Below are 18,186 nucleotides of genomic sequence, written 5' to 3' on the forward strand. Positions count from 1 at the left end.
GTCGTCAGCGTTCCGCTACCGCGGTGCGGATGGCGGACAGGGCTTCGGGGATGCGCGTGGCATCCGAACCGCCGCCCTGCGCGACGTCGTCCTTGCCCCCGCCGCCGCCGCCGAGGATCTTCGCTGCGGTGCGCACGAGCGCCCCGGCCTTCACTCCGGCGGCCCGGGCGGCCTCATTGGTGGCCACCAGCACGAGCGGGCGGTTCTGCGAGACACCGGCCGCTGCGACGACGGCCGCCTCCGACCCGAGGCGTCCCCGCAGATCCAGTACCAGCGTCCGCAGGTCGTCCGCACCGTCGATCTCCCCGGCGTCGTGGGCGATGAGACGGACGCCGTCGACATCCACCGCCGTGTCCACGAGGGACCCAGCGGCCACGGCGAGCTGTTCCTTGCGCAGCCGGTCGAGCTCCTTCTCTGCCGCCTTGAGCTTGTTGAGCGTCGCGGAGAGGCGCTCGGGCAACTGCGCCGAGGGCACTTTCAGCATGTCCGAGAGCTCGGACACGAGGGCGCGCTCGGCCGCGAGGTGCCGGAAGGCGTCGAGGCCCACGAGGGCCTCCACGCGCCTGTTGCCGGAGCCGACCGACTGCTCGCCGAGGAGCGTCAGGCTGCCGATGAGCGAGGTCGACGCGACGTGCGTGCCGCCGCACAGCTCGCGGGAGAAGTCCGCGTTCATCTCGACCACACGGACCGTGTCCCCGTACGCCTCGCCGAAGAGCGCTGTCGCACCGAGGGCCTTCGCGTCGGCGAGGGACATGATCTTCGTCTCGACCTCGTAGTTGTTGCGGATCGCGATGTTGGAGACTTCCTCGATCTCCGAGCGCGCCGCGGCGCTGATGCCCCCGCCCCACGAGAAATCGAAGCGCAGGTAGCCTGCCTTATTGAACGATCCGCGCTGGAGCGCCTCCGGACCGAGGATCTCGTGCAGTGCCGCGTGGATGATGTGCGTCCCCGAGTGTGCCTGCTCCCCTGCGTGGCGGCGCTGGCGGTCGACGGCGGCGGTGACCGTCACGCCCTGACCCACCTCGCCCTCGCGGACGACGGCGCGGTGCACGCTGAGACCCTTGACCGGACGCTGGACGTCCAGGACCTCGACGACGAATCCGTCCCCGGTGATCAGGCCGACGTCGGCAGCCTGGCCGCCGGCTTCGGCGTAGAACGGCGTCTGGTCCAGGACCAGTTCGATCTCGTCGCCCTGAAGGGCGCTGGTGATCGACTGCCCCTTGTCGAGGACGGCGAGGATCGTCGCCTCCGAGGTGAGCTCGTCGTACCCGGTGAACACGGTCTGGCCGCGTCCGAGCAGCTCGTTGAACACGGACAGGTCGGCGTGGCCGGCCTTCTTGCCGCGGGCATCGGCCTGCGCACGCTGGCGCTGCTCGAGCATGAGGGAACGGAAGCCGTCGGCGTCCACTGCGAGACCGGCCTCCTCCGCCATCTCGAGGGTCAGGTCGATGGGGAATCCGTAGGTGTCGTGCAGCGTGAAGGCATCCTGGCCGGACAACGGGCGCTGCTCGGCGAGGGACTCGCGGACCGCTTCCTCGAGCCGGGCGGTACCCGAGGCGATCGTGCGAAGGAACGCCTTCTCCTCGGCGTACGCGATGCGGCTGATGCGTTCGAAGTCCGTCTCGACCTCCGGGTACACGCCCTTCATGGCGTCCCGCGATGCGGGCAGGAGGTCGGGGAGGCAGGCCTTCTCGACGCCGAGGAGCCGCATGGCGCGTACGGCACGACGGATGAGGCGTCGCAGCACGTAGCCACGGCCCTCGTTCGACGGGGTCACGCCGTCGGCGATCAGCATGAGCGAGGAACGGATGTGGTCCGCGACGACGCGCATGCGGACGTCGTCCGTGTGGTGCGGGTCCTCGGGGGACTCCGCGCTCGTGTAGGTCCTGCCGCTCAGCGCGGCGGCCCTGTCGAGCACCGGGCGGACCTGGTCCGTCTCGTACATGTTCTCGACGCCCTGCAGGATCATGGCGAGGCGCTCGAGGCCGAGGCCCGTGTCGATGTTCTTCTTGGGCAGTTCGCCGAGGATCTCGAAGTCGTCCTTGCCCGTACCCTCACCGCGCTGGTACTGCATGAAGACGAGGTTCCAGATCTCCACGTAGCGGCTGTCGTCCGCCTCGGGCCCGCCGTCGACGCCGTACTCGGGCCCGCGGTCGTAGAAGATCTCCGAGCAGGGACCGGCCGGTCCCGGCTGTCCGGTCGACCAGTAGTTGTCCTTCTTGCCCATCTTCTGGATGCGATCGGCAGGGACACCGATGCTGTCGCGCCAGATCTGGAGCGCTTCCTCGTCCTCGTGGTAGACGGTGATCCACAGCTTCTCGGCCGGCAACCCGAAGCCGCCGTCGGCGACATCGCTCGTCAGGAGCGTCCAGGCGAGGCGGATCGCGTCGGCCTTGAAATAGTCGCCGAACGAGAAGTTGCCGCACATCTGGAAGAACGTGCCATGGCGTGCGGTCTTGCCCACTTCCTCGATGTCACCCGTCCGAATGCACTTCTGCACGCTCGTGGCCCGGCTGTAGGGTGCGACTTCCCGTGCCGTGAGGTAAGGGATGAAGGGAACCATGCCCGCCACCGTGAACAGGAGCGAGGGATCGGACGATATCAGCGACGCCGAAGGCACGACGGTGTGCCCGTTCTTCTCGAAGTAGCTCAGCCACCGGCTGGCGATCTCATGGGACTTCATGGGGCAATCCTTCGTGGGAGGTCGGGACGCGGGAGCCGGATCCGGGAAGGATCCGCACCGGATCCTCGGGTGGGACTCGGCACCAGGCGTCGACGGGGTGGTGCGTGCGGAACAGGGCACCGCCGTCAGCACCGGTCGTCACGTCCGGCAGGTCGGCTGGATGCGACGTGGCCTGCCGTAGGACACGGACACGCTCATCCGTCGCCGGCAGGTACGACGGCGGTGCGCGCCGTGGGAACGACTAGCGGCGTGCGCGTCGGGTGGCGGGAACCGCCTCGACGACAGCCTCAGCGCCCGTCGTCGGAGCCTCGACCCCGAGTGCGGCGCGGAGGTCGCCCTCGCGTTCGGCCATGGCAGACCGCAGTGCGTCGGCGAAGTCGCTGATGCTGTCACTGATCTGCCCGACGGCGCGATTCAGGCCCTCGGGTCCGAGGTTCGATTTCGCCTGCGACACCTTGCGCACGGCGACGACGCCGATCGTGATGCCGGCGGCCAGCCAGAAGGCTCTTCTGATCATCGTTATCTCCGGTTCTAGGGGCTAGCGGCTGCGGCGTCGGCGTGCTGGTGACCTCCGGCCCGCAAGGGCCGAGCGGACTCCGTAGGAGAAGGCCGACACCTTGATGAGCGGAGATCCGATCGTGGCGGCCACCAGCGAGGACAGCGCGGAGATGTTGGCCGAGGCATCGGAGACGTTCGAGGTGATGCCGTCGACCGTCTTCAGCTGCTGGTGCGTGGTGGTCACGGTACTCGTGACCTCCTCGATCAGGGGGGTCGTCTCGTCGGTGACGGTGCGGATCGCCTTCCGCAGCTCGTCGAACACGCGGCCGAGCTTCCAGATCGGTACGGCCAGCAGCAACACCAGGACGGCGAACACGCCAGCAGCTATCAGGCCCGCAATATCTCCACCTGACATGGGCGGTCTCCTTTACGCAGGGATGTGCCGCCTCGGAAAGCGGCACGGGGATTCTTGCTCTTTGTACCTTACAGAACGAAGAGCCCGCGGCGGGTGCCGCGGGCTCTTCCTCCACGCTTGTCGCTCGGGCCGCCGGAATTTCCCGGCGGTCAGGGTGACTAGCGTGCGTAGTACTCGACGACGAGCTGCTCTTCGCAGGTCACGGGGACCTCAGCGCGCTTCGGGCGACGCACGAGGCGCGCCTGGAGCTTGTCGAGCTGCACGTCCAGGTAGCCGGGAACGGCGGGGAGGACGTCGCGGTGCGCACCTGCGGCAGCAACCTGCAGCGGGACCATGGTCTCGCTGCGGCTGTGGACGTGGATGAGCTGGCCTTCGGCCACGCGGAACGACGGGCGGTCCACGCGGGAGCCGTCCACCATGATGTGGCGGTGCACGACGAGCTGGCGGGCCTGGGCGATCGTACGGGCGAAGCCGGCACGCAGCACGAGTGCGTCGAGGCGCATCTCGAGCAGTTCGATCAGGTTCTCACCGGTCAGGCCCGAGGTGCGTCGGGCCTCTTCGAAGACACGGGTCATCTGTGCTTCGCGGATCCCGTACTGGGCGCGCAGGCGCTGCTTTTCACGCAGGCGTACGGCGTAGTCGCTGTCCTGCTTGCGACGCGCGCGGCCGTGCTGGCCCGGCGCGTACGGCCGACGTTCGAGGTACTTCTCTGCCTTGGGGGTCAGAGCGATGCCGAGGGCACGCGAGATGCGAACCTTCCGGCGGGCACGTGTGTTGTTAGCCACGTCTACCTTTCGATGATTTTTGCGGCGAAGAAACGGACCTGCGCCACGGGGGCGTCCGCACTTCCTGGTGTCGCTGGCCTCCTCTTGCGGAGAGCCGGGATTGGCCGCTTCCCGGTACTACAGTTCGCCCCGACCCTGGCCACCACCCCGCACAGCACGGCAGACATGCCGGGATGGGTGGGGAGGCAAGCTGGTACACGACGACTTGCCAGTCAGCGTCCAATGCTAGCAGTCGGCCGGACCGACAACCGAATCGCGGGGTGGATCCCACTACCGACCGCCACGTACCCTCGGTGGCAACCGGGCTGCCGGTGCTCCCGGCGTCAGGGCCCTTGCCGATGCTTCCGGTGCCGCGCCGTGCTGCCGGTACGTCCCGCTGCGGCGCCGTGCGTCCTCTACCTGCCCCGGATGATGCGGCGCAGGCGGGACAGGCGGGACGCGATGTCCCGTTCCACTCCGCGATCCGTCGGCTCGTAGTAGTTCCGCCCCACGAGGTCGTCCGGTGCGTACTGCTGTACCGCGATCCCATGCGGCTCGTCGTGCGAGTAGACATATCCCTTGCCGTGCCCGAGCTGGGACGCACCGGGATAGTGGGCATCCCTCAGATGGGCCGGGATCCCCTGTCCCCGGCCCGCCCGCACGTCCGCGATCGCGGCGTTGATGCCGTTGTAGGCCGCATTCGACTTCGGCGCCGTCGCGATATGGACGACTGCTTCCGCGAGGATGATGCGCGCCTCCGGCATGCCCACGAGCTGCACCGCCTGCGCCGCGGCGACGGCGGTCTGGAGTGCGGTCGGATCTGCCATGCCGACGTCCTCGGAAGCGGAGATCATCAGCCGCCGCGCGATGAAACGCGGATCCTCGCCCGCCTCAAGCATCCGCGCGACGTAGTGCAGCGCGGCATCGACGTCCGAGCCGCGGAGCGACTTGATGAAGGCACTCGCGACGTCGTAGTGCTGGTCACCCGCGCGGTCGTACCGCAACGCGGCGACATCCACCGCCTTCTCGGCGTGCTCGAGGGTGACGACGACGGGCGGCCTACCCGGACGTTCCTCGTTCCGGCCGCCCCCCACTGCGCCATCGCCATCCTCATCGTCGTAGCCGTTCTCATCGTGGTCCTCGTCGCCACTGCCACCGTCCGCGGGATCATGCCGCACGGCCTGGGAATCCTCTGCCGACCGCGCGACGCCGGCAGCCGCTTCCAGCGCCGTCAGTCCCCGCCGCGCATCGCCCGCCGCAAGTCGGACGAGGTGTTCCAGCGCCTCCTCGGACACAGCCACCGTGCCCGCCAACCCGCGTTCGTCGTCGACAGCGCGCTGCAGGAGGCCCCTGATGTCCGCCTCGTCCAGTGGCCGGAGTGTCTGCAGGAGTGACCGGGAGAGAAGCGGCGACACCACCGAGAACGAGGGGTTCTCGGTGGTGGCCGCGATGAGCACCACCCAGCCGTTCTCCACGCCGGGCAGCAGGGCATCCTGCTGTGCCTTGTTGAAGCGGTGGATCTCGTCGAGGAACAGCACCGTGGTCTGGCGGTACAGATCGCGAGAGGTCAGGGCGTCGTCCATGACCCGCCGCACGTCCTTGACGCCCGCGGTGATGGCCGACAGCTCGACGAACTTGCGGCCCTGCCCACGGGCGATCACGTGCGCGAGGGTCGTCTTGCCGGTTCCGGGAGGACCCCAGAGGATCACGGACGACGGCGCGGCGTGCGCACCCGGATCGTGCTCGCCGGCGAGCGTCCGCAGGGGCGATCCCCGGCCGAGGAGGTGCTGCTGCCCGACCACCTCGTCCAGGCTGCGCGGCCGCATACGCACAGCCAGCGGACTGCGCGGGCGGACGGACCCAGGCGCCCGGACGCCGCCGTCCGGCAGGTCATCCGGCGCGTCCTCGTCCGCCCCGACGCTGAATAGATCATTCACACCGTCAACGTTACTGTGGGCCACTGACGCCTCCGGCCCTTCCGGGCCGCCCGCTTCCAGCGCCGATGCCCCCAGATGCACGAGAAGGACTCCCATGCCCTCGACAAGGTCCGTTCTCGTCGAAGCACAGCGCCTCGACGGGTGGCTGGCGCGGTTCGCCGACCGCAACGGCTCCTACACCGTGCACCCGGCGGCAAACCGGACCGATGGCTCCCTGACCGTGGTGGCCGAGAATGGCTGCCGAGCGCTCCTGGCTCCCCCCTTGCCTCAGCCCAGGCCGCCCGCGACGAGCGGAGCGGAAGCCGCTGCAGCGGACCTCGTCGCGGGGCTCACGTCGGCGATCGACGTCACTGCCGCCGTCGGGCTCCTGCTGATCCGACGCGGCGGCTATTCCGTCGGCGTCGCACGAGCAGGGCAGATCCTGTCCTCGAAGACCGGCACACGCTACGTCCAGGGGAAAACCGCCGCCGGAGGCTGGTCGCAGCAGCGCTTCGCGCGTCGACGCGCCAACCAGGCCGATGCCCTGGTCGAGGAGACAGCGGCGAGGGCCGCCGCGCTCTACGACGTCGACAGGCCGTCCTGCCTGCAGCTCGGGGGCGACAGGGCGCTGGCGTCGGCCGCGCTCGGCGAGCGGATCCTCGCGCCCTACGCGGCGCTCCCGCAGGTTCCTTTCCTGACGGTTCCCGACCCGCGATTCGCCGTCCTGAAGGAGGCAGCGCGCACCGCTCTGTCCGTGCGGATCACGGTCACCGACGCACCAGAGGACTGAGGGCGACAGGAGCGCCGGAACCTCAGGCTCCGGCGCCGCGGGTCCCGGCGGTGCGGAGGGCCGCGATGGCGGCAGCGGCGTCGTCCGCGCCGTACACGGACGACCCCGCCACGAAGACCGTCGCGCCCGCGTCCGCCGCGCGCAGGATGGTCTCCTCGGTGATGCCACCGTCGACCTGGATCACCAGGGGCAGGTTCGCATCACGGACAGCGTCAGCGGCCCGGCGGATTTTCGGCAGGGTCAGGTCGAGGAACGCCTGACCGCCGAATCCGGGCTCGACGGTCATCACCAGCAGCATGTCGAGCTCGCCGAGCAGATCGAGGTAGGGCTCCACGGGCGTCGCCGGCCGCAGCGCCATCGCGGCCTTCGAGCCGGCGTCGCGCAACTCCCGGGCGAGCTTCACCGGAGCCGACGACGCCTCCGCGTGGAACGTCACCGACGCGGCACCGGCCTCTGCGTACTGGGGCGCCCAGCGATCGGCGTCCTCGATCATCAGGTGCACGTCGAGCGGGATCGGACTGACCTGCTGGATGCGCCTGACGACCGGAAGCCCGAGGGTCAGGTTCGGCACGAAGTGGTTGTCCATCACATCCACGTGCACGGCGTCGGCCGACGCGATGCGCTGCAGTTCCGCCTCTAGATTCACGAAATCCGCCGAGAGGATGCTGGGGTTGATGCACAGGTGTGTCATGGCCGTTTCCTTTCCAGGCTGTGCTCGTTCCGGGGGTGGGTCAACCTCGCCTCGCACGGCCTCACGGCGTCTTCCTGATCAATGCGAGGTACATGGCATCCGTGCCGTGGACGTGCGGCCAGAGCTGGGCACTCGTGCCATGGCCGGCGCCGAGCGCTCCACCGATACTCACAGCGTCCAGCGCGGCTCCTGCATCGAGCCGCTCGAATCCCGACCGCTTCCGCAGGCAGTCGTCGACGACGGCTTCCGTCTCGGCGTGGTGGGGCGAGCAGGTCACATAGGCGACGACACCCCCCGGGGCGACGGCGTCCAGCGCGGACGCCAGGAGTTCCCGCTGCAGCGGTGCCAGCGACACGAGGTCGGCGGGCTGGCGACGCCAGCGGGACTCGGGGCGGCGCCGAAGAGCACCGAGCCCGGTGCATGGCGCGTCGACGAGCACGCGGTCATAGCGGTCCGGCTGCTCCCGTCCGAGATCGCGTCCATCACCCACACGTACGGTCCAGGAGTCCTCCGGCAGGGGGCGTAGCGCCTGCCGGACGAGTTGTGCGCGGTGCGGCACCGGCTCGTTCGCCGTCAGGTGCACACCCGTGTCCTGACCGATGGCCGCGAGCAGAGCGGTCTTACCGCCGGGGCCTGCGCACAGATCGAGCCACCGCTCCGTGGTGCCCGTCCGTGCGTCACCGAGGTCGAGAGCGGCCAGGGCGCGCGCAACGAGCTGCGATCCCGAGTCCTGCACCCTGATGGTGCCCGTCGAGACGCCGGGCAGCCGGCTCACATCACCTCCGGAGTAGTAGGCGGAGCCTGGTGCGAGGCGGCCTGGCTCGGCTCCTTCCTCGAGGACTCCCTCGAGCGAAGCGAGCCCCGGCAGCGCCACGAGGTGCACGACGGGCGCGGAATTGTCCGCCGCCAGCAGTGCATCGATCTCGGCGACGTCACGGCCATGGGCCACGAGCGACTGACGCATCGCTCGGACGATCCATTCGGGATGGCTGTAGGTCAGGGCGGCGATCGCGGTGGCGTCCGTCAGTCCGGCGACGAGCTCGCTGACCCAGCCGTCCAGGTCGCGGGCTGTTACTTTCCGAAGCACGGCATTGACCAGCGACGACGGTCCGGCGCCGATTACGGCGCGCACCAGCCCGACGGTCTGGTCCAGCGCGGCATGAGCCGGAACGCGCATCGCCAGGAGTTGATGGACGCCGATGCGCAGGGCGTCGAGCACGGCGGGGTCGAGCTGATCGAGCGGCCGGTCGACGCAACGGGCGAGAACCGCGTCGTAGGTCCCCTGGCCCCGCAGCGCGCCGTAGGTCAGCTCCGTCGCGAACCCCGCATCCCTCCGGTCCAACCTGTGCTTGCGGATGCTCGCCGGGAGCACCAGGTTCGCGTAGGCGTCCTCTGCTGCGACGGCGCGCAGAACCTCGAACGCCACCAGTCGCGCGGGATCGGCGCGGCGCGTGCGTTGGGACGGCGCGGCCTGGGAGAACTGGCGGTCACCACCCCTGTTGCGCTCGCGCCCCTGCTCGTTGCGACGGCGGTTGCCGCCCTGACCCTTGCCCCCGACACCCCGCGCACCTTGCCCATCGGACCCGCCCGAACCGCCTCGGCCTCCGGGCCCTCCGGCTCCCCTGCTGTTGCTCCCGGCTTCACTCACTCGAACACCAGCTCTCCGCGCGTCGCCGCGCCTCGCGCCCAGTCGAGGGCGTCCATCATCTTCTTGCCCGCGGGCTGAAGGGTCCCCAGCACGACAGGACCGGTACCCGTGCCGACACGCACCTCGCGAGCGACGACCTCGAGCGCACCCGGCCGGAGCGTGTCCGCTCCGGCGCCGTGCGTGGCTGCTCCGCCCGCCTCGTCCTCTGCCTGCCTCACCGGCGTGACGGGACCGAGTTTCACCCGCTGTCCGTCGAGGGTGGTCCAAGCGCCGGGTTCGGGGGTGACTGCATTGACCCGGCGGCGGACTGCGACGGCAGGCTGCGACCAGTCGACGCGGGCGTCGTCGATGGTCAGTTTCGGTGCAAGGGTCGGTTCACCCGCCTGCGGGGTCGCGGTCACCCGCCCCGCCTCGATGCCGGACAGCGTCTGCACGAGCAGGACGGCGCCACTGTGGGACAAGCGCTCGAGGACTTCCCCGCTCGTTGCATCGGGTCCCAGCGATTCGGTCATGACGCCGAAGACAGGGCCGGTGTCGAGGCCCTCCTCGAGGCGGAACGTCGTGGCACCCGTGACGTCGTCGCCGGCGAGGACCGCGTGCTGCACCGGGGCCGCACCCCGCCACGCGGGGAGCACGGAGAAGTGCAAATTGATCCAGCCGTGCCTGGGAACGGCGAGTCCGGCCGCCGGCACGATGCCTCCATAGGCGACGATCGCCGCGGCGTCGAGGTCGAGGCTGCCGAGGTGCGCCAGGAGTTCAGGCGAGAACCGGTTCGCCTTGAGGACCGGCAGCCCGAGTTCCTCCGCAGCCACTGCCACCGGGCTCGGCGTCAGCACCTTCCTGCGGCCCACCGGCGCGTCGACGCGCGTCAGCACCGCGACCACGTCGAAGCCCGCGCCGACGAGCGCCTTCAACGAGGGGACGGCGACCTCGGGCGTCCCGGCGAAGAGGATCCTCATCGCGTCCGGCCGGACACACCGGTGGTGTCGGTACTGCCGGCGGGTCCGCCACCGGAGATGAAGCTCGAGCCGAGCGATCGGGAGCGCTGCGCAGCGGTGCGGGACGTGACGCGGTTGTAGTCGGCGCTCCGGATGGCCTTCAGGGCACTCCTGCGGTCCTCACCCTCGAGACGGTCGATGTACAGGGTGCCGCGCAGGTGGTCCGTCTCGTGCTGAAGGGCGCGCGCCAGCATTCCCGTTCCCTCGACCACGATCTCCCTGCCGGAAGCATCCCGACCGGTGACGCGTGCCCAGTCGGTTCTGTCCACGTAGCTGCCGAGCCCCGGCACGGAGAGGCACCCCTCGACATCGGTCTCCCCTTGCGAGTCCCCGCCCGTCTCCAGCACCGGGTTGATGACGTGCCCCTCCATGCCGTCGACGCGGTAGGTGAACACCTGCAGCCCGACGCCTACCTGGGGGGCGGCGAGACCGGCGCCCTGCACGTCGATCATGGTCTCGGTCATGTCGCCGACAAGCCGGGCCAGGTCCGGCCCAAAGTCGGTGACCTCGGCTGCCGGTGTGCGGAGGATCGGGTCGCCGATCATGCGGATACTCAGGACGGCCATCGGTGCTCTGTTCCTCGCTTCGGTCGCGGCGCTCGCATCATTCATGTGCGGTTCGGACGGGGTTCCCGCGACGGGACTCCTGCCGCGCGGCTCCCGACAATCCTAGTGCCGGTCCGGCCGGCACCGAAGCGGGCAGGACCGGCCTGCCAGGATGACGCCGCGGGCAGTCAGGCGAGAGTAGCCGGAACGGAGGGTGCGGGCGACGCCGTCGGCTCCGCCCTGCCGGGTGGCGGCCCGATCGGGAGGAGAGCGCGGCCCGCTTCCTCGGCCTCCAGGCCGGCCTCCCACGCGCGGCGCAGAGCACAGAAGCGCAGCCAGTGGTTACGTAGCACGGCCGGGTTCGCCCGCATGGCGCGCACCTCCGTCTGGCCAACGGCCACACCGAGCAGCAGAGGCTCGTCACCGTGGGCCCAGGGGCGCCATTCACCCTTCTCAGGGTCGACGACGGATTCTTCGGCTTTCATTCCGGCAACCAGCTGCATGACCACCTTGTCGTCCAGGGCCTTGACGAAGCCGTCCCTGTCGGTGTTCTTGGTCTTGTAGTCGATGAGGCAGGTTCGTCCGCCGATGGTGGCGACGAGGTCGAGGGTGCCGGCATAGCCGAGCTGCGTGTTCCAGATGGTGAGCTCCGGCTCCACGGGACGCACGTCGTACAGCTTCCACCACTCATCGAACCGTTGGGCGAAGCCGCCCTCGCCGTTCTCCTCGAGGGCGAGGCGCGCGGCGTCGAGCTCTTCCTGACGGCCGAGGGCCCTCAGTGCGACCTGCTCGCAGTAGTGATGCACCCGGGTACCCCTCGACGCGGCTTCGTCCCGATACCGTTCGGCCGCCGCCGCCGCATCCTTCACTGCTGTGCGCAGTTCCGACGGATTTCCCAGGGCCCCCGGCAGGCGCGGATCCCTCGACAGCGCACTGGCAGCCATGTGGCCGAACCAGCCTCCGAGGGAGGTGGGCAGCTGGGAGATGACGGTGGTGATGGACGGCACGGATGGCTGCTCCGAGGTCGATCGGGCGTACATCCTTCCGTGAGGTGTTGAATGTGCGAGGAGCGGGGCGGTCATGGCTCAAGTCTCTCAGGTGCCTCTGACAGCGCACGCGGCCGAACGAGAGGCCCCCTCCGAGGCACGGCGTCGCGCCGATTGGACGAACCCCCAAACGTCCTATAGAGTTTTTTCTCGTTGGAAAACGAAGAAACAGCGCGAAATGTACGGCATCGGGCTGGTTTCCACTTCATTTTTCTTCTGCGGACGTAGCTCAGCTGGCTAGAGCACCACCTTGCCAAGGTGGATGTCGCGGGTTCGAATCCCGTCGTCCGCTCGCAAGTCACTGTATGGCCGGATCAGTCCGGTGACCGGAGAGATCCGGTCACGGTGGGGTGGCCGAGAGGCGAGGCAGCGGCCTGCAAAGCCGTATACGCGGGTTCGAATCCCGTCCCCACCTCGCTACGGTACGAGCAGCACGGCAATGGGCGATTGGCGCAGCGGTAGCGCGCTTCCCTGACACGGAAGAGGTCACTGGTTCGATCCCAGTATCGCCCACCATGGCGCCCCCTCGGGGGCGCTTTTTTGCGGACGTAGCTCAGCTGGCTAGAGCACCACCTTGCCAAGGTGGATGTCGCGGGTTCGAATCCCGTCGTCCGCTCTCAGGCCCATCCGGCCATCACCCGGCCCTCGCGAGGACCGGGTTCTTCTGTCTCAGCCTCCGGCGAACAGGTCTCCTGCACACACCGCTCCCACACCTTCGTGACCTATGATTACCGGAGCGGAAACGGGACTGCGTTTCCACGACCGAAAGGAGGTGTCCGTGGGTTTATTGGATGGGCTCAAGGGCAAGGCCGGCACCCTCGCGGGCAAGGCGACCGAACTCATTGGCGATAATTCCGACAAGGTGAAGAACGGCATCGGGAAGGCTGGCGATTTCGTCGACAGCCGCACCCAGGGCAAGTATTCGAGCCACATCAGCGGAGTGCAGACGAAAGCTTCGCGGATGGTCGACAACATCGACAAGAAGGACGGAAAGGGCGACGTCGGCCCTACCTCCCCGCCGGCCGTGTAATCCCCAGCCTGGCAATAAGGAAGCGCCGGTCCCGCCGAGAGGCGGCACCGGCGCTTCTTGCGTTGGGGCGACACGTGGCCGTTCCGCCCCTACTTCGTAGCGGGGCCGGTCACGAACAGCCGCTACCTCTACTCGAGGGCGAGGCTTCGGTCAGGCCTGGGCCGCGACGTCGCTCCCCTGCCGCGCGAGCGCCGTCAGCCGCGACACCGCCCTGTAGTACTTCTTCATGTAGCCGCCGCCCATCATCTCCTCGGTGAAGAGGTGATCGAAGGTGGCGCCACTGGCCATGATGGGCACATCGCGGTCGTACAGGCGATCGGCGAGCACCACGAAACGCAGTGCGACTGCCTGTTCCGTGATCGTCCGCACGTTGTGCCAGGCGACGGCGTCGATGCCGTCCAGCAGTTGCCGGTAGCGGCTCGGATGCACATCGGCGAGGTGGCCCAGCAGGTCCGAGAAATCGTCCTCCGCCAGCACTCCACCCGAATACGAGGCGATGCGCTGGCGCAACGCGGCATCATCGATTGCGTCCGGCGCCTGAGGAAGGCCTCGATGGCGGTAGTCCTCGCCATCGATCCGGGCCACCTCGAACTGGTCGGCGAGAACCTGGATCTCCCGCTGGAAATCCTCGGCCGCGAAGCGTCCGTCGCCGAGCGACCCGGGCAGGGTGTTCGACGTCGCGGCGAGCTTGACACCGGCGTCGGCGAGCTCGCGCATGAGGCGGGACATCAGCACCGTGTCCCCCGGGTCGTCGAGCTCGAACTCGTCGATGCAGACGAGGCTGTAGCCGCTCAGGGCGTCGACGGTCTTGCGGAAACTGAGGGCTCCCACCAGGTTCGTGTACTCGACGAACGTCCCGAAGGCTTTCCTACCGGTCGACGCATGCCATAGCGAGGCGAGGAGGTGGGTCTTGCCGACGCCGAACCCGCCGTCGAGGTAGATGCCTGCCCGTGACGGGGCCTTCTTGCCGCCGAAGAGCTTGCGGAAGCCCGAGGGCTTCGGCTCATTGACGGAGGAAGCGAAGTCACGGAGCTTCGCGACCGCAGCGGACTGCGAAGGCTGCTGCGGATCCGGGCGATAGGTGTCGAAGGAGACCTCACCGAAGCGCGGCGACGGATAGAACCCGCCGAGCAATTCATCGACGGAGACCTTGGGGGCCCGCTCTGTCAGGTGTTCGATGGCTGGCAAGGATCTGAACCGCTTTCTCTCTCCGGCTGAAGTGCGGCGACGGCCCGACGGGCGGCCGCTAGGCAAGACTACGGCAACGGCAGTGCTGCCCCGAGCGCCGATCGCGCGCCCCGTCCGAGCTTGACCGGTTGCCCGGCCGGTTGCAGGAACGGCCATCCTGCAACCGGCCACCGAGCGAAGCCGGAAGGAAATGGAGTGCGTCGTGGTTACGCTAGACAAGAAGACAGGCGCCCTCGCACGGGGCGCACACAGCTACGCGAAAGGCCTCCATGACCCTGGCTCCAGACACTCAGGACAAGTTCGCCCAGTACGCCCACCCGGAACGCCTCGTCTCCACGCAGTGGCTCGCCGACAACCTCGGCCGCGAGGGCCTCGTCGTCGTCGAGTCCGACGAGGACGTGCTGCTCTACGAGACGGGCCACGTTCCGGGCGCCGTCAAGATCGACTGGCACACCGACCTGAACGACGAGGTGACCCGGGACTACATCGACGGTGAGGGTTTCGCCCGCCTGCTGTCCGCCAAGGGGATCTCACGCGACACCACGGTTGTCATCTACGGCGACAAGAGCAACTGGTGGGCAGCGTACGCCCTCTGGGTGTTCACGCTGTTCGGCCATGAGGACGTGCGTCTCCTCGACGGCGGCCGGGACAAGTGGGTGGCCGAGGGCCGGCCGATGACGACGGACAGGCCCGAGGTGGCCACCGCAGAGTATCCCGTCGTCGAGCGCGACGACGCGCCCATCCGCGCGTTCCTCGGCGACGTCCTGCAGCACCTGGGAAAGCCCCTGATCGACGTCCGCTCGGGTGACGAGTACACGGGCGCCCGCACCACCATGCCCGCCTACCCTGAGGAGGGTGCGCTGCGTGGGGGCCACATCCCGACAGCCAAATCCGTTCCCTGGGCTCGTGCGGCTGCGGAGGACGGCACCTTCCGTACGCGCGCCGAGCTCGACGCCATCTACCGCGAAGAGGCCGGTCTGCAGGACGGCGACGACGTCGTCGCGTACTGTCGCATCGGGGAGCGGTCGAGCCACACCTGGTTCGTGCTCAAGCATCTGCTCGGCTTCGAGAATGTGCGGAACTACGACGGCTCCTGGACGGAGTGGGGCAACGCGGTACGCGTACCGATCGTGCGGGGCAGCGAGCCCGGCGAGGTGCCGGCACGCTCGGCGCAGGCGGCCCGATGAGTACGGAAGCGATTCCGGCGAAGCTCGCCGAGATCATCGACGACTTCCAGGACCTGACCGAGCCGGACCGGCTGCAGTTGCTGCTGGACTTCTCCCGTGAACTCCCCGACCTCCCGGAGCGGTACGGCAACCATCCGGAACTGCTCGAGCAGGTGGTGGAGTGCCAGAGCCCGCTGTTCCTGACCATGGAGATCGGCGAGGAGCCCGAGCGGCCGGTCCACCTGTTCTTCTCCGCTCCGCCGGAAGCGCCGACGACGCGCGGGTTCGCCGGCGTCCTGCTGGAGGGGCTCGACGGCCTGCCCGCGGAGGAGGTCCTCGCCGTGCCGGACGACGTCCCCGACAGGCTCGGCCTCACGCGGGCCATCACCCCCCTGCGCATGCGCGGAATGTCCGCCATGCTCGGGCGCATCAAACGGAAGATCAGGGAAGCGCAGTAGCCTCGGGCTCGGGCGCCTTCCCGCCGGGAAGGGTACGCCCGTTCAGGTGGCCGTCGAGCCAGCGCTCGACGACGCTCTCCCATCGCTCCGGATTCACGTTCCATTCCTTCGTGTGCCGTGCCCGGTGGAACCGCTCGAGAGTGACGAAAGCGGGGTTCCGTGCGGCGAGCTCTGCGGAAGGCCCGATGGGGACGAACTCGTCGTCCTCGCTGTGCAGGACGAGCGTCGGCAGGGTCAGTTGCTCGGCACGGGCGATCCAGTCCATGCTCTTCAGGTCCAGTGGTGCTGCCAGCCCGGTGATCCTGCGCGCCCGCTGGCTTGCCAGCAGGTATTGTCCGAGCCGGCCGACCGGGGCAGGAATGCGGTTCAGCTCCGCGTGGTGGGCGAGCACCTCGATCCAGTTGATGACCGGACCGTCGAGGACCAACGCGCTTATGCGGCGCCTGTGGCGGGAGAGGTCCGCCGTCTGCAGGACGATCGCACCTCCCATGGACCAGCCGAAGAGGACGACGTCGCGGGCGCCATGAGCGACGGCGAAATCGATCGCCGCATCGACGTCGTGCCACTCCGTCATCCCCAGCCCGTACCGTCCGTCCGGCGCAGAGGGGGCTTCGCCGTCGTTCCGGTAGGACAGGACGAGACTTGTCAGACCGAGGCGGCGGGCCGGCGTGAGCGCACGCAGCGCCTCGGCCCTCGTTGCGCCACGACCGTGCACCATGATCGCCCATGTGCGCGCGGGCTTCTCGGCACGAACGAGCCACGCCGGCGCCGATCCCCCCTCGACGGGGATGAGCACGTCCTCCTCCGCGAAGCCCATGGCGGACGGCGACGGATAGACCGCTCCACCCCACCAGCCCCTCGTGGCCGCCGCCAGATTGCCCGCATACACTTTCTCGACGGCGCGTTCCACGGTCCCCTCGCGCGGAACGTAGGAGCGGATCGCCCCGATCCGGGCGTGCCCGGTTCCTTGGTCGAAGTGCAGGCTGTAGGTTCCCTCGACGATCGTGTCGTCGTTCGCGGGAAGGATGACCGTCTGGTGGCCCGCCGAGCCCACCACCGCCAGGATGTCCAGGTTTTCGTCCCGACCTCGCGCCGGGGTCACCACCTGGCGCGCGAAGTACACGGCGAGGCCGGACACGGCCCCTGCTGCGGAGGACGCCAGAGCAGCACCGGCCCCTACCCCGAAGGCCGTCCACTTCAGCCAGGGTGCGGTGTTCCGCTGCGCTGCGGCCGTCGACGTCGTTGATGCCATAGCTCCATTTCTACCCTGCCCCGGTACCGCCGTCGATTCACGGCGCGTCCGTCCGTCATCGGGAGGCGACCCGGCAGGATCGCGCAGCACGGCGCAGTACAGTGGCGCCATGACGCAAACGATCCTCGTGCTGACAGAGGAAGCCCTGACCCTCCCGGATCTCCGCAATCTCCGGACCCTCCAGGGAGAAGAGCCCGCGGAAGTAGTCGTCCTGATTCCCGAGGACCGCAACGAGTCCGTCCTGGGCGAGTTCTTCCGCCACCTGAGCCTCCTCGAGGTGGGCGAGGCATTCCGCTCGCTCTCCTCGGACGACCGCCGCGACGACGAGGCTGCAGCCCGCGGCGCTCTCGAGCAGTCACTGCAGCTGCTCCGTGATGAAGGTTTCACCGCGCGGGGGCGGACGACGACGGGAAACCCTGTCGACGCGCTCGTGCAGGAGGCCTCGGGTAGCGGGGCCGCGCAGGCCGTAGTCATCACGAGGCCCCACGCCATGGCGGATACGTTCCACACGGACTGGGCCAACAGGGCCCAGGACAAGCTCGGTATCGCGGTGCTGCACCTCTACTCCGGATCGGGATTTATTGGCGACTCGTAGGCGTTGTGCAAGGTATGACTACCGAGCGTGATACCTACCGACCAGAGATCGACAAGTCCGACGACGAGTGGCGGCAGGAACTGACACCGCAGGAGTTCCAGGTCCTGCGCAAAGCCGGCACCGAGCGCCCCTACACAGGCGAGTACTACGACGCGAAGACCGCGGGCACCTATGCCTGCCGTGCCTGCGGCGCCGAGCTCTTCACCAGCAACGAGAAGTTCGACTCGCACTGCGGTTGGCCCTCCTTCTGGGCGCCGTTGGCCGAAGACAAGGTCCGGTACCTGCATGATCGGTCCCTCGGCATGGAGCGCATCGAGGTCCGGTGCGCTCGGTGCGATTCCCACCTCGGCCACCTCTTCAAGGGCGAGGGCTTCGACACGCCGACCGACCAGAGGTTCTGCATCAACTCGATCTCGATGAAGCTGGTGCCCGCCGAGTAGCGGCCGCCACACCCCGCATGTCCGCGAAGGCCGGCCGCAAGGCCGGCCTTCGTGCTGTCTGCA

At 68.7% G+C, this 18,186-nt stretch carries 18 protein-coding genes and 4 tRNA genes; 10 read left to right on the plus strand and 12 right to left on the minus strand.

Features of this window, described 5'->3' with window-relative positions; translation table 11 throughout:
- Positions 1-4: 4 nt before the first annotated feature.
- The 5 genes from alaS to CXQ96_RS15365 form a co-directional block, all read right to left on the minus strand.
- Positions 5-2,683, minus strand: coding sequence for an alanine--tRNA ligase (gene alaS / locus CXQ96_RS15340; RefSeq protein WP_104118879.1), 2,679 nt, complete (start codon positions 2,681-2,683; stop codon positions 5-7).
- Between the two features lie 241 nt (positions 2,684-2,924).
- The gene (locus tag CXQ96_RS15350; RefSeq protein WP_258059151.1) at positions 2,925-3,200 is read right to left on the minus strand and encodes a hypothetical protein; all 276 of its coding nucleotides are present in this window, start codon (positions 3,198-3,200) and stop codon (positions 2,925-2,927) included.
- 21 nt (positions 3,201-3,221) lie between these two features.
- A complete protein-coding gene (locus CXQ96_RS15355; protein WP_104118881.1) occupies positions 3,222-3,596 on the minus strand; it encodes a DUF948 domain-containing protein in 375 nt (124 codons plus the stop codon).
- Positions 3,597-3,754: 158 nt separating this feature from the next.
- Positions 3,755-4,381 (minus strand): 30S ribosomal protein S4, encoded by a 627-nt coding sequence (gene rpsD / locus CXQ96_RS15360; RefSeq protein ID WP_104118882.1) that lies wholly within the window; start codon positions 4,379-4,381, stop codon positions 3,755-3,757.
- A 395-nt stretch (positions 4,382-4,776) separates the two neighbouring features.
- Positions 4,777-6,297 (minus strand): replication-associated recombination protein A, encoded by a 1,521-nt coding sequence (locus CXQ96_RS15365; RefSeq protein WP_104118906.1) that lies wholly within the window; start codon positions 6,295-6,297, stop codon positions 4,777-4,779.
- 94 nt (positions 6,298-6,391) lie between these two features.
- On the opposite strand from CXQ96_RS15365, the gene CXQ96_RS15370 reads away from it, so the two are divergent.
- A complete protein-coding gene (locus CXQ96_RS15370) occupies positions 6,392-7,066 on the plus strand; it encodes an acVLRF1 family peptidyl-tRNA hydrolase (RefSeq protein ID WP_104118883.1) in 675 nt (224 codons plus the stop codon).
- A gap of 22 nt (positions 7,067-7,088) precedes the next feature.
- On the opposite strand, the gene rpe is transcribed toward CXQ96_RS15370, so the two are convergent.
- From rpe to CXQ96_RS15395, 5 genes are all read right to left on the minus strand, one after another.
- Entirely contained in the window at positions 7,089-7,757 is a 669-nt protein-coding gene (rpe, locus tag CXQ96_RS15375; protein WP_104118884.1) for a ribulose-phosphate 3-epimerase, read from the minus strand.
- 61 nt (positions 7,758-7,818) lie between these two features.
- The gene (locus tag CXQ96_RS15380; protein ID WP_104118885.1) at positions 7,819-9,405 is read right to left on the minus strand and encodes an RsmB/NOP family class I SAM-dependent RNA methyltransferase; all 1,587 of its coding nucleotides are present in this window, start codon (positions 9,403-9,405) and stop codon (positions 7,819-7,821) included.
- Complete coding sequence (fmt, locus tag CXQ96_RS15385) at positions 9,402-10,364, minus strand: methionyl-tRNA formyltransferase (RefSeq protein ID WP_104118886.1); 963 nt, start codon at positions 10,362-10,364, stop codon at positions 9,402-9,404. Before fmt ends, CXQ96_RS15380 begins: the two co-directional genes overlap by 4 nt.
- Positions 10,361-10,969, minus strand: coding sequence for a peptide deformylase (gene def / locus CXQ96_RS15390; protein ID WP_219816154.1), 609 nt, complete (start codon positions 10,967-10,969; stop codon positions 10,361-10,363). The genes fmt and def overlap by 4 nt, the downstream gene beginning before the upstream one ends.
- A gap of 167 nt (positions 10,970-11,136) precedes the next feature.
- Positions 11,137-12,030, minus strand: coding sequence for a cytochrome (locus CXQ96_RS15395; RefSeq protein WP_104118888.1), 894 nt, complete (start codon positions 12,028-12,030; stop codon positions 11,137-11,139).
- A 182-nt stretch (positions 12,031-12,212) separates the two neighbouring features.
- Here CXQ96_RS15395 and CXQ96_RS15400 point away from each other — a divergent pair.
- The 5 genes from CXQ96_RS15400 to CXQ96_RS15420 all read left to right on the plus strand — a co-directional run bounded on the left by CXQ96_RS15400 (position 12,213) and on the right by CXQ96_RS15420 (position 13,024).
- Positions 12,213-12,286, plus strand: a tRNA-Gly gene (locus CXQ96_RS15400).
- A 52-nt stretch (positions 12,287-12,338) separates the two neighbouring features.
- Positions 12,339-12,409, plus strand: a tRNA-Cys gene (locus CXQ96_RS15405).
- Positions 12,410-12,435: 26 nt separating this feature from the next.
- Positions 12,436-12,510 (plus strand) — tRNA-Val (locus CXQ96_RS15410).
- Positions 12,511-12,536: 26 nt separating this feature from the next.
- Positions 12,537-12,610: transfer RNA gene (locus CXQ96_RS15415), tRNA-Gly, on the plus strand.
- Between the two features lie 162 nt (positions 12,611-12,772).
- Complete coding sequence (locus CXQ96_RS15420) at positions 12,773-13,024, plus strand: antitoxin (RefSeq protein ID WP_258059152.1); 252 nt, start codon at positions 12,773-12,775, stop codon at positions 13,022-13,024.
- A 150-nt stretch (positions 13,025-13,174) separates the two neighbouring features.
- Here CXQ96_RS15420 and zapE read toward each other — a convergent pair whose 3' ends face one another.
- Complete coding sequence (gene zapE / locus CXQ96_RS15425) at positions 13,175-14,212, minus strand: cell division protein ZapE (protein ID WP_104118890.1); 1,038 nt, start codon at positions 14,210-14,212, stop codon at positions 13,175-13,177.
- A 269-nt stretch (positions 14,213-14,481) separates the two neighbouring features.
- Between zapE and CXQ96_RS15430 the strand changes: the two genes are divergently transcribed.
- Both CXQ96_RS15430 and CXQ96_RS15435 read left to right on the plus strand, forming a co-directional pair.
- Complete coding sequence (locus CXQ96_RS15430) at positions 14,482-15,399, plus strand: sulfurtransferase (RefSeq protein ID WP_104118891.1); 918 nt, start codon at positions 14,482-14,484, stop codon at positions 15,397-15,399.
- Complete coding sequence (locus CXQ96_RS15435; RefSeq protein ID WP_104118892.1) at positions 15,396-15,836, plus strand: SufE family protein; 441 nt, start codon at positions 15,396-15,398, stop codon at positions 15,834-15,836. The genes CXQ96_RS15430 and CXQ96_RS15435 overlap by 4 nt, the downstream gene beginning before the upstream one ends.
- Here the strand turns inward: CXQ96_RS15435 and CXQ96_RS15440 are convergent.
- Positions 15,820-17,088, minus strand: coding sequence for a S9 family peptidase (locus CXQ96_RS15440; protein ID WP_104118893.1), 1,269 nt, complete (start codon positions 17,086-17,088; stop codon positions 15,820-15,822). The genes CXQ96_RS15435 and CXQ96_RS15440 overlap by 17 nt on opposite strands.
- A 109-nt stretch (positions 17,089-17,197) precedes the next feature.
- Between CXQ96_RS15440 and CXQ96_RS15445 the strand changes: the two genes are divergently transcribed.
- Together CXQ96_RS15445 and msrB are read left to right on the plus strand one after the other, a co-directional pair.
- Positions 17,198-17,683, plus strand: a complete 486-nt coding sequence (locus CXQ96_RS15445) for a hypothetical protein (protein WP_104118894.1) — start codon at positions 17,198-17,200, stop codon at positions 17,681-17,683.
- Between the two features lie 14 nt (positions 17,684-17,697).
- Complete coding sequence (gene msrB / locus CXQ96_RS15450; protein WP_104118895.1) at positions 17,698-18,123, plus strand: peptide-methionine (R)-S-oxide reductase MsrB; 426 nt, start codon at positions 17,698-17,700, stop codon at positions 18,121-18,123.
- Positions 18,124-18,186 lie beyond the last annotated feature (63 nt).

The organism is Arthrobacter sp. B1805, assembly GCF_002929745.1.
Taxonomy (GTDB): domain Bacteria; phylum Actinomycetota; class Actinomycetes; order Actinomycetales; family Micrococcaceae; genus Arthrobacter_D.

Bases quoted from the DNA above. Each gene is read 5' to 3' on its own strand.
- alaS (WP_104118879.1), bottom strand. From the start codon at position 2,683: ATGAAGTCCCATGAGATCGCCAGCCGGTGGCTGAGCTACTTCGAGAAG.
- CXQ96_RS15350 (WP_258059151.1), bottom strand. From the start codon at position 3,200: ATGATCAGAAGAGCCTTCTGGCTGGCCGCCGGCATCACGATCGGCGTC.
- CXQ96_RS15355 (WP_104118881.1), bottom strand. From the start codon at position 3,596: ATGTCAGGTGGAGATATTGCGGGCCTGATAGCTGCTGGCGTGTTCGCC.
- CXQ96_RS15370 (WP_104118883.1), top strand. From the start codon at position 6,392: ATGCCCTCGACAAGGTCCGTTCTCGTCGAAGCACAGCGCCTCGACGGG.
- rpe (WP_104118884.1), bottom strand. From the start codon at position 7,757: ATGACACACCTGTGCATCAACCCCAGCATCCTCTCGGCGGATTTCGTG.
- fmt (WP_104118886.1), bottom strand. From the start codon at position 10,364: ATGAGGATCCTCTTCGCCGGGACGCCCGAGGTCGCCGTCCCCTCGTTG.
- def (WP_219816154.1), bottom strand. From the start codon at position 10,969: ATGGCCGTCCTGAGTATCCGCATGATCGGCGACCCGATCCTCCGCACA.
- CXQ96_RS15395 (WP_104118888.1), bottom strand. From the start codon at position 12,030: ATGACCGCCCCGCTCCTCGCACATTCAACACCTCACGGAAGGATGTAC.
- CXQ96_RS15430 (WP_104118891.1), top strand. From the start codon at position 14,482: ATGACCCTGGCTCCAGACACTCAGGACAAGTTCGCCCAGTACGCCCAC.
- CXQ96_RS15435 (WP_104118892.1), top strand. From the start codon at position 15,396: ATGAGTACGGAAGCGATTCCGGCGAAGCTCGCCGAGATCATCGACGAC.
- CXQ96_RS15440 (WP_104118893.1), bottom strand. From the start codon at position 17,088: ATGGCATCAACGACGTCGACGGCCGCAGCGCAGCGGAACACCGCACCC.
- CXQ96_RS15445 (WP_104118894.1), top strand. From the start codon at position 17,198: ATGACGCAAACGATCCTCGTGCTGACAGAGGAAGCCCTGACCCTCCCG.
- msrB (WP_104118895.1), top strand. From the start codon at position 17,698: ATGACTACCGAGCGTGATACCTACCGACCAGAGATCGACAAGTCCGAC.